Origin of the sequence: Duncaniella sp. (genome assembly GCF_029054785.1) — a bacterium.
In the GTDB taxonomy this organism is placed as follows: domain Bacteria; phylum Bacteroidota; class Bacteroidia; order Bacteroidales; family Muribaculaceae; genus Duncaniella.
This window is the reverse complement of the sequence record NZ_JAIDEN010000167.1, coordinates 23043-34433: the sequence shown is the minus strand read 5'-3', so window position 1 is coordinate 34433 and position 11391 is coordinate 23043. Positions and strand designations below refer to the sequence as shown.

8 protein-coding genes are annotated in these 11391 nt (G+C 38.7%); 1 reads left to right on the top strand and 7 read right to left on the bottom strand.

The features are described 5' to 3' along the window. Window positions 1-134, top strand: a 134-nt coding sequence (locus tag K2H17_RS10365) for a transposase (RefSeq protein ID WP_300134501.1), incomplete at its 5' end; no start/stop codon positions are given. Window positions 135-264: 130 nt separating this feature from the next. Here K2H17_RS10365 and K2H17_RS10360 read toward each other — a convergent pair. The 7 genes from K2H17_RS10360 to K2H17_RS10330 form a co-directional block, all read right to left on the bottom strand. Further along, the gene (locus tag K2H17_RS10360) at window positions 265-573 is read right to left on the bottom strand and encodes a TerB family tellurite resistance protein (RefSeq protein ID WP_300134497.1); all 309 of its coding nucleotides are present in this window, start codon (window positions 571-573) and stop codon (window positions 265-267) included. A gap of 1 nt (window position 574) precedes the next feature. Further along, on the bottom strand, window positions 575-3199 hold the full coding sequence (locus tag K2H17_RS10355; protein WP_300134495.1) for a UvrD-helicase domain-containing protein: 2625 nt from the start codon (window positions 3197-3199) through the stop codon (window positions 575-577). Between the two features lie 44 nt (window positions 3200-3243). Beyond that, the gene (locus K2H17_RS10350) at window positions 3244-4335 is read right to left on the bottom strand and encodes a DUF1848 domain-containing protein (protein WP_300134493.1); all 1092 of its coding nucleotides are present in this window, start codon (window positions 4333-4335) and stop codon (window positions 3244-3246) included. A gap of 18 nt (window positions 4336-4353) precedes the next feature. After that, window positions 4354-6105, bottom strand: coding sequence for an AAA domain-containing protein (locus K2H17_RS10345; RefSeq protein ID WP_300134491.1), 1752 nt, complete (start codon window positions 6103-6105; stop codon window positions 4354-4356). A gap of 38 nt (window positions 6106-6143) precedes the next feature. Continuing rightward, window positions 6144-10046 carry a hypothetical protein gene (locus K2H17_RS10340; protein ID WP_300134489.1) on the bottom strand — a complete coding sequence of 1301 codons (3903 nt, stop codon included), beginning with the start codon at window positions 10044-10046 and terminating at the stop codon, window positions 6144-6146. 66 nt (window positions 10047-10112) lie between these two features. Continuing rightward, window positions 10113-10355 (bottom strand): helix-turn-helix transcriptional regulator, encoded by a 243-nt coding sequence (locus K2H17_RS10335; protein WP_300134487.1) that lies wholly within the window; start codon window positions 10353-10355, stop codon window positions 10113-10115. Window positions 10356-10467: 112 nt separating this feature from the next. Next, on the bottom strand, window positions 10468-10740 hold the full coding sequence (locus K2H17_RS10330; RefSeq protein WP_300134485.1) for a helix-turn-helix domain-containing protein: 273 nt from the start codon (window positions 10738-10740) through the stop codon (window positions 10468-10470). Between the last annotated feature and the right edge of the window lie 651 nt (window positions 10741-11391).

Sequence of the window (11391 nt, the reverse complement as noted above, 5' to 3'; positions counted from 1 at the left end):
ACTATTTCGAACGAAGGCTCACCAATGCCTCGGCGGAATCCTTCAATGCCAAGATAAAAGCGTTCAGGACCCAGTTCAGAGGAGTCGGAGACATCAAGTTCTTTATGTTCAGACTGGCAACACTATACTCTTGACATCACCTCCGCCCACCGGAAAAATCCGCTGACCCCAAAATTCAAATAATCCGCGTAACTTTCCCCACCCAATACGCATAGACGGCATTAGAGAGTAATGCTGCCATAACACATATGTGGTAGAATGTATTTACACTATCCGATTGATGATTTCCAGTTCTCGTGGATCTGTGTAGCCATCGCATTTTGCCATCTCTGTAAAAATGGATTTTACATCTAAGAGTTCGTCTGCCCCCATGCCAGATAGAATCTCACGGCACTGACTAAAACTATATGAACTAATAATTTCTAACTCGGGCTCTGTAATCTTGAATGTCGAGAGTATGCGATTTAGGAATTCCTCTTCGTTGGGGTCTATGACACCATCAGCTTCCATTATGAGAATTAGAATTGAAACTATGGCAAATTGTTCGGTTTTGGAGTATTTCTTAGGGTTCATCTTATTGCAAGTTTGTTTTGAAAAACTCATCATATTCATTATTACCAATGTTTATAACAAATAGATTTTCTTTGGCTCTTGTAATTCCGGTGTAAATCAGTTCTGGAGAAGTGATTATATTTTCATCGCTAAATGCATCATTTTGAATTATACAGATAACTGTTTGTGCTTCCCATCCTTTGAAACTTTGAATAGTGGACAGTTTAAGATGACGTGTAACCATCGTAAAGCGATTTTTCTCGACTTTCTCTAATCGGTCATAATCTCTTTTATATTCGTAAGAGGCGTATTGGCTCTGTCTTGATATCCGATCTACACCTTCTTTACTAACAAAAGTAATTGTCGTACGTTCTCCTGTTGTTATTCGATACAGATAATCTATATGCCGCAGAATATCGGTTTGAGGCGCAAGAATGACTACATCTTCAATCTTAAGATTATTACTCACAATGAAATCCATACAAATGCCATAAATTTGCTGAGCCAAATCTTCAACAGGTGTAACTTGATCAATCCTAAGATATTTCATCAAGTTAAATTGGAAGCTTGCATTAGCTAAATTTTCATCCGAAAGGTTAATTGTCTCGGACAAACCATAAAACCGCTGCTGAAATGCCATGGCAAGATTGGCGAGAGCAGGATTTAAAAATCTCATACTTTTATCCAATTCGTGATTCCATTCACCACGAATGAACCCCAATCGAATATCGCCTTTGGAGTCTAACTCACGGTGGTAAATATTCTGTTTAGGGTCGCCGAATACAACAAATTCGCCATTCTCTTTAAGGAAGTATTTACGAAGTAACTGTAGCCAAGGGGTGAAATAGTCCTGAACCTCGTCAATTAAAATAGCATCATATTTTTTAAGTTCTGTAGCTTTTTCAAAGAAATCTACTTCATCGTATGAACCCATGTGAACGTGTAAATTGTTGGCATTGGCATATTTCCTAAAAAAACGATGATAATAGTCAATGTCAATTTTGTCCCATGGGAAATCAGCTCTCACTTGTGACAATCTCATACGCATATAGTTTGCCAAAGTAATGTTGAATGTAAGCAATAGAACATTTCCGCCACTTCTAACCTGTGCATTCACGGCTCTTGTCGCCAACACTTGCGTTTTGCCTGAGCCGGCAACTCCGCTAATCTTGCGTTGAGCCCCCTCGATACTATCAGATAAAGATTCTTGTTGTCTGGTAAGGCGTACGGGTATTCCTTCTCTATATGAATGCCATTTTGGGGACAGGTCCTTTATCAACTGTTTTAATGCCACATTATCAAATGCCTGATTAGGATAATGAAATCGCAGATCATCAAATATTCTGCACAGTACGGATTTATCTTTGATAAATTCATTCCCATATATATATGCAAATTTGGGATTTCCGAAAATAGTTCTTGCCTGAGTTACGCTGCCTTTTGTACATATAAGGACTTTTTTGACCAGACCAAGATTTCTGTTATCCTCAATGACGGCCTCTGTAAACTCTTTAAGACTTTCAATTATCAGATTCTGATAATTCTCCAGAGCGATAAAAGGAGATTGTATCTGCTTTGTTTCAGGCTGTTCAGAATTTACATCTACAATTATCGTTTTCTTCGTCGGATCCTCTTCATCTAAATGGCATTTTAATAGTTCTTCCTCAAATATGGAAATAACAATGACACCAACATTCGGTCTCACTATTATAAAGTCAGGAGATGCGCCATTAAGTTCCGGGTCAAGATAGATTAAATCGTTTGGAGACACGATACTACGCAGTATGGAATATATCCGTCCTTTTTCTTTTGAAATCAAGCCATTTGAAATCTGGAGATTCAAATTGTATTCTTGATAAATTGGCTCTGTTGCTCTTTCCGTGGGATCATATTTGCTTAAATCCAGACTACCACCGTTATATACAAATCCTTTCGTTTTACAGGTAAAGTGATAATTTGTGTCAGAAGTCCTGCCATAATTACCACTCGAAATATTTGAGAAAAATTCCGTAGGCGTAAATATATCACAAAACCTATCGATTCTAAATGCATTTGCATTTAATGGTCCCATGCACAGCACATAGTGGGTATGCCCGGGAATTGCCATCCTTCTCGCCAATTTAGCCAAGTCTATGCCAGTAACATCGAGTATATTTGAAAAAATATGGAACACATAATTCTGTTCATAATGAATATTGACCTCAGATTCATTTGACACAGACGGGAGATATTCATTTAAAGGCGTAATCCTAACCCTATTACACGTAGCTTTGGCTACATTGGCTACCGCCCTTTTCAGAGACGCATCAGAAGGTTCTATCAAAGTTATCTTCTTGAGCCATTGCGTCAGTTCCCGCTCTTTCAAGTAATCCACAAGACAGACTGTTCCAATTCCTTGACCACAACCCCAGTCTATAATTTCCAAGGATAATGAAGTTCCGACCCTTTCTTTGGGAGGGAAAGGCATGTTCTGCATTGCTGCTCTACATTTTGCCTGATGCATTTCTCCGTAAGCACCGATATAACAGTCCAGACCTTCATTGCTCTTCAATAAATCCAATCCATGATTAAGTTCCGGGTGAGAATATGGGCGTAAACGATACTGTTCGGGGATATGACACCGACAGTTCTCGATAATTGCATCCATAGTTAGATTGGAAATGCGTGATATTCGCTCTCTATATTCCATAATTATCCGATTATTTTATCTCCGTTTGGATTTGAATTATGACGTTTCCAATTCGCTACAGCTGCTTCTTTACTTGTATTTGCATAGCAATATTCACAAAGATGAGGGCAAGTGTTGTATTGCCCAATGTCTTTGCTCACGATGCATCCGCAGAACTGCCGCTGTCCTTTGTCCCTATTATTCTTTTGTTTAACAGCATAGATATCAGGCGTCAGCATTATGGCGTCAGCAGGGATTATAGGTGTGTCATCGAATTCCTCAAACATAGATGGTGCAGAGGGTTGGACTCTCCTGATATTTACTTTCAAGAAATCCATCAAATCTTTATCTTGATAGGCGAATCGAATCATAAGGTCATCGTCTACGCACCGGTTATGCTCAATGCCATATTGTTCAATATCAATTTTTTCGCCGCAAGTCGCGAGTTCGAAGTTCCATCCGCGCTCTCGGTTCATCTCATACAGTTTTTCGGCAAATTCACTCATCGTGGCTTCGTCCCATTCGATATAGTTGATACCATTCTTTTCAAGATTGGATTTCACTTTACGATACGAGGCAATGTCGGCAAAACTGAACACAAGTTTCTCAGTATAGTTCATTAGCTGATCGCCTATATTTTTTACCTTTTCAAGCAAATCACCAATGCTGATTTTGTCTGTCAGAATCATCGGGTCGAATCTCCATATGACACGACCTTTGCCTAATTTATCAACAAGCATTTTGAACGTTTCAATACGCTGAGACATCGGAGGAACACCCTTCTCAAGACCTTCCGCTTCGTAATCATTCAAAGTGTATTGTATATAGCACCCGATATTTATCTCGGTCAAATAATCAAGATGCTCCAAGAGCGGTCGAGGGTTCTTCGACCAGAACACAATGAATCTCGTATTGCGATAAGCTATATATGAAGTAACACCATTGAAAGGATTAGTCCACGTCGAATAACCACGCCTCAATCTTTCAAAGAACCAATCGGCATAAAAAGCCGGAATATCCGTGCTTCTGCTTGCTGATACAATAACCGGTGCCTGAGCCTCAGCACTGACACCCGAATCCAAAATTATCTTTATTTTATCTGTAGACTTTGCCATAATTGAGATAGTTTGTCACTAACCAAGCAATCCATTTTTATTAGAAATATCTGAATCGCTCGGGAGTTGTGACAATGGTATTGAATTGTTAGCGGGAATATAGGTACATGATTCGTAATTGAGTTTTTCTAGAAAACTCCTGACATAATGATTCATGTGGGCAAAACTAAGGATGTTTTTGTCTGCGATGATAATCGTATGACTTTTTGCTCGACTTGTGGCAACATTGAATAGACGAGGTTCAAGGGAACGTATTAGAGATGTATTAGGTATGAAGAATATTGTAATATCAGTCGTTAGCCCCTGAACTCTCGCAATAGTTTCTATTAGGACTTTATTACCCAACCCCATCCGTAATGCTACCGCCTTTTGCAAAGCTCGTGTAGTTTTCCGCAAGCATGTCAAGACAGAGACTTCGGTTGATGGGGTCTCATTAAGAATAGAGTATACTATGAATGTAGCCATATCCATTGCAAACTGTGGCGTTGCATCTGAAACATTCATATCTGTTAGAACTAAGGTCGGGCCACCATTAGCATGCAAAATCCTATTCAGAGAGGTTAACTCTAAAATATTGTCATTTTTAGCAGAGACAAGTGTGCCACGATAGAATAACCCTGTATAATCTGCATTACGTTGAGGGAGACGATATGTGCGTATCAATTGATAGTTCGGAAATTGCCTCTTGTTTGACATGGTCATCAAACCGTTGACAAAATCATAGAAGTCATTTGATATGACTCTGTCTTCATTAAGCGCGATAACCGGTTCAAGTTGTGCAATATCTCCTACCCATAGGTTTGTATGTCCAATTTTGTTTGCCGCAGCAAACATAGGGGTGAGAGCTTGGCTTGCCTCATCCATTATCACGACATCAAAGGCTTCATCTCCAGCCAAATCTGCAGCAAATCCGCTGACAATGTAATATGTTGCCATAACAAGACTTCCCTTGATCGGCATTAGTTGTTTCAAAGATGATAATTGTGGTACTTCACTCTGTTCATCAACGGTAAGATTGGACTTTAGCACTTTTCCATTCTTTAGCAGTTCATCTACTGCAGGCTTGGTCGCAATCTCAATCAATGCCCTGTTTGTCAAAGCAGTGACCAGAACAGATTTCTCCTCTCCACAAAGCTTCGCACAAAGTTCGGCTATCAGATGAGTTTTCCCAGTTCCCGGAGGCCCTTGAAGTAAGGTGATTCCAGATGAATGAATTTGTTGATATATAAATTGAGACGGTTGTTCGTCCCTAACCGGGATTGGAATATTTGGCACTTGACAATAGGGATAGTCTAATATATCGGACACTCGCTGGGAGTATTCATCCTTTGTAAGTCTATAGAGATTTGCAAGATAATCTATTGGCGGACGATGTGGCCCCATTATGATAAGAGCCCCAGGAGCTTTTGAAATATAGTCGGCAAAATCTAATTCGATGCCGCGAAATCCAAGAAGAACAAAACCGTCTTCATTTGATTTAGTTTGCCAAATGCATACAGCTTCCGAACCCTTTAATCGATTCTTAAATAGGTGTTCATAAGTTAAATCATCCCATTGTCGATAATCCTGTAACTTTGCTGGTAAATACATGGCCTGAACATATTCGCCTTTTCTGGGGAAAGCTCGCGATGCTCTAAATTTGACAATCATTTCTCCATTTTCAAACTTTATGAATTGCCCAATAAACAATTCTTCGCTCTCATTTAATAAATGGAGAGCCGCAGCGGAGAACTTCTTGTCAAAGTCCTCCGTTACTGCGGTAAGTTCCATGTTTAGGAATTTGCGAATCTTTTCTCTTTGCTCCATATTTATTCAGGCAAAGGTATTGAAGGATTTGCACCGGCTTGTTCGCCAGTCTCAAGCTCAGGAGCCATGAAGCTTTGCCAACGGGATATAGTCGGTCTTATGTAACTTTCAAAATCGAATTGCATTCCCTTAAAGAATGCAAACGCTTCAGCAAGTTTTGAGATCCGATTTGCCTCATCAATATTCTCTGAACCAAATCGAATTGTAATATTGTCTCTGCTTCTTAATAGCTGTTTAAAGTTGACTGTTCCAATTCCAAAATTAGTGTTCACAACAAACATAGCATTTGTCTTCATAAGTTGATCCCAATCCGATGCAGACAATACTGTATTTCTACCACTTTTATTACTACGTATAACGAGTGGATACTCCTTACCGTCTTTTTTAACACCATCAATACATGTCCAACCATCCCATTTATAGTTTGATGTATCAAATCCATCGCATGACAATTGATGAAGGATTGCGTCCTTAGCTTCTTCGAGATAAACACGTTTTTGTTCGTTGCTCAATTCTCCATTAGTAGCGTCTTCTCCTTTCATAATTACAGATGAATCCGAATCCATCTTATCAGGAAGCATTGGACGAGATATGTATTCTGTATTATATCCCTTAAACTGAAGATATTCGACCATTTCATCAAAATCGCTCATTCTCATGAGTGTCAAGAATGTAGAACTATCATTCTTGTGAAGTCCTATGAGTCTGACAATATCCCGGTGAAGAAGCTCTTGCACGGCAAGACCGAATTTACCAACATAATACAAATCTGTGTTGGACACATAGAATACATTCTCAATCGATTGTCTGCCGTATATTACATGAATAGATGGCACACTATAAAATCTTAGCACAGATATTGATTCTCGTATTTTTTCAACGGTCTCATCCCAATCATGTTTTGATATATTGCCATCAGTGGTTAATGCGGTAAAGAATTCAACTCTCTTCATTAAGGAGTCTTTTACCAAATCCTGAGCAACAGCATTTTCTAACCCCTCAACTCTGTGATCTGTAATCATATTTACACCTAGAGCTATCATCAATGATGCAAAGCGGTCATTCTCTTGATTCTTTCTATGGTATACCTGATTGTCAAGCTCTACTCCTGAAAGTCGAGATGAAATCAAACACAAATCACAAGGATATTCAAATTCCTTTTCAGAGGATAAAATCTTATGCGTTTTACCCCAATTACGAAGAATATTGAAATCATAGGAGCCTTCTGTTAGATCATAACCTTCATCTGCAATTCTATCATATATCCGAGTAATGCGTTGTATATTGTCATTTATTTGTTCCTTTTCATCATCTTTAGATATATTATCTAAGATGTTAAGATAATCGTTGAGCGTTAAATCTTTTTTTAATGGCAGACGATTTAACCATTCATCTGATATAGTCCCATTAATAGATATAACAGGGAAGTATTTACCAAATAAATCTTTATTTGATTTGCTGTCAATCAGCACATCGTTTATTGTATACAGTTGTTTATCGGAAGCTGGGATTACCTTAAAGGTCATTAAAATCCAATCAACAAAAGTCTGTCCCAAATATTTAGAACTGCTTAGTGAAACAGTTTTGCTCCAGCCGTATCCCGTAGAGCCATGGATGTTTTCCTGCTGTCTAACAAAAGGTTGAGAAAATATACGTCCCCAAAAATTTTCATAGAATTCATGAGTGTGATTACTGTAAGGATTTAGTAAGGGGCTTGAATTGACATTAATAGATACAGGGCCACCACATCCTAAATAATATTTACGTGTCCCCCATGGATTATATTCTGTATTCCTGGCGAGAGAAACCAATGATGAAATACGATAATTCTTCATTGGCCAAGACCCCTCCCCATATTTTATTCTTAATAAGCTAATATCATCATTAACTCCAAGTTTTTTGAAGAATAACAACCATTCGGATGTCTCACGATAGTTGGTAAGATATAAATCTGTAACAAATATATCATCACTATACCCTTTTTGAAGTTTACAAACAGGATTATAAATGTCAGACAAATACAGTTCTGATGCATATCTAAGGTTACCACCTGTTGTAAGCAACTTTAGGTTCTCTAGTCTATGACTAGGTATGCTTCCAAATATATTCTCTGATTGATTAGCTTTAAAAACAAAAGTAAGAGCATTAATAGCATTATCTTTTGTAATATAATCAGCCTCACAAATCACCTTATTGATAATTGATATTTTCGACATTTCTTGCACCCCCAATTCCTTTAACCATGATGTTAGGTCAGAAGGGATGGTCTGTCCAAAGGATGACTGTAATACGAAAGCATCCTCAACAATTTCATCATAAGGCATGTACTCAGAAAAAAAAAACACTTTTATTGGTTCATGTAATTCCCCGTCTTCACATGGTAAAATACGGGAATATGATAAGATATTATCAAAAGAAGAACTGCGTAGTTCAGTCGCATCTTTTAACCACTTAGCGAATACTATATATTCCTCATCTTTCAATGATTTTAGATATATAATACTGTTTTCTAGAAATTTCTCAATATGAGACTTTCCCAACACTGAAATTCCATACTTCAAGAGACATGAGCCAGCCATAGTAGGTACAATGGATTCATAAGGCTCTGAGATATTAAGCTCATGTTTAATAAACGAACAGAAAGATTCAGATGGCAAAGAATTGTGAAAGGAAAATTTATCAAAAAGAGACTGTGATATACACGTCTGTTTTCCTGTCATACTTCTAACAAAAGGAATCGTTTGTAGAGCATAATCCATATTTGATGAATATGCCACGCTTAATTCATCACTATCTTTCGTTAGGGGTAACAATATCTTATACCAATCTTTGTGATTTGGCGCCACCTCATCCTTTATCCAATTAAGATAAAGAATAGGAATCTGTGAAAATATAAATTTATTCCATTCGCAATCCTTGATAAGTTGTTGACGTCCAGCGTCTGTGATAAAGTTTGCATTAACAACAAATTCAAATCCAAAAGAAAAAGAAGTCGGAAGGTAAGTATAGACTACCGCATCTTCGATAGGTACAATATGTCCTTCGTCATCAAGAGATATCGCAAACGAGATTTCAACAGAGACCGATTCTTTTAATTTGGAGGGAGTTTTGGCATCATGAATGAGATCTTCCTTAACTTCTGCGGGTATTGTTACATCCTCTGCAAACATCAGCCAACGAGTTTGAGGAACATCATTCTTTGCAAGAGTTAGAATATTTCCATCCTGAGTCTTAGATAAGGTAAGGATTTCATTATTCATATCAAATAATGAAACTTTTAGATTGGATACCTTTAAGAATAAAAGGAAACGTGCATCAGAAAGAAGTTTCTGTACTTTCTTAAGAAGTTTTTCTGTGTTCGATACTTCTAATATCGTAGTGACGTTGTAATAACTGTAATCAATGCCTATAGGAATCTCAGAAATAATAGGAATTATTTGCCAGGGCATTTTTACGTTATAATATTCTTTGCCTCGTTCAGCGGCCAGTGCTTTACAAGCTTCTTCGTCAAAGCGGAAGCAAGTGTCATTCGTTATCACAGTCACTCGTTTAGAGTGCATGAAGACAGATTTAAAACCGATGCCTTTATATCCAATTTTTTTAGCATCGGTCATCTTATTTCCGTTACCGATGTCGCATAGTCCTTCTAAATCACGTTCAGAGAAGGCCTTTCCAGTATGCATAAACACGAACTGTCCATTCCCTACGATGATTTTCACATCTAATCCACCTGAAACCTCATCGTAACTATCAACTGCATTTTGAAGTAATTCAAATACAAAACGTTCTTCTTCAGTATAAATTCCTGAAGAGAGCAGTTCTAATGAATTAGCTATAGTCGTAGCTTGCGAAGGATGAGAGTATTCCGTAGTTCTTTTGTATATTCTGTCAATTACTTGTTTCATGTTATTGGCGTTTTCTTATTTAATACCATGAATGGCGAAATGTTAAACAGGTTATGGTGAAAATGTTTATATCAATTCGATAATAGTAGATTTCGGCTGTTGCACTAATAAGTCTCGCATTTCTATAGAAAGAAGATTCGAAATTTCATTCAGGGTATATAAATCCGGTTGGGAGGTGTTGGTGCACCATTTGGAGACGGTGACGGGGTCTTTGCCGAGTTGTTGGGCAAGCCATTTGCCTGTGTGGCCGGTTTCGGCTAATACCGCTTTTATTCTGTTTAGTTTCTGTCGTTCTGTTTTTGTCTCCATTGATTTATTAAATTTGAACGTAAAGTTATTAAAGATAAATGTGACGGCAAACGATTATGCTGTAAAACATAGTCGCTTGCCGTCTCATTTTGGCTGAATTTCAGTTACAATGTCACTTCCGAGTGCCTATCCGATGTGAGCGGAGGAAGTCGTCGAGGTCGGCGCGGTTGACGTAGATTTTGCGGCCTATCTGAGAGAAGGGGATGAGGCGTTGGTCGCGGTAGTTCTGCCACGTCTTGGGGGAGATGCCAAGGAGCTTGCGGGCAGCTTCGGATTCTATCCATTCGCTGCTGGAGTCATCGGCGTTGCGTCGGGTAATCAGGTCGATGATTTGCTCCAGTGTGTCATGGAGGTTGCGCCATTCTTCTTCCGGTACTATAATCATTGTCATTGACGGAACAGGTTGTTGAGGTGTCGCTTTGGGCGGGATTTTCATTGTTTCTCATTGCGTTTCATTTTTGATGTGCCTCTTGGCACGATGAAAAACTCAAAATAATTTGGCGGATGCCGATACGGTTGTCATGACCTATCTCCGGATATGAGGATGTCCGTACATCCGAAGTTCCGGAAGTTGGATATGACGTGCCTACGGAGATCACTCCTAACGTCATCCAACCCCGACATTGGGAGGTCTCTCAGGATGTGATATGGGGTTTCAGTAAGTTGGTTACTCAGGGGATAACTCAGTGTTTACGGAAGGAATGCAGTTCTTACAGACTGTGATTAGTACGTTATATGGTACTGAAGAACGTACTGACTTAAGTACGGAAGTACCTTAGTACCAAAGTACCTACGGAATTAGACCGGTACTTCCATAAGGTGGGACATAGGCTCATACCGACTTCGCGATTTACCTCGGTAAGAACTGAATGAAGGTAGTTGATAAGAACTGACGGAAGAATATTATGCAGTACGATGGTATGTTCCTACAAACCGAATAAACAACAGCCGTACATTCGGGCTTAAAGACCACGGCTGATTTACAAGGATTTAGCCTTGTAGGGTATATTTCATAGCTGATTGCTTGGTTAGCAAT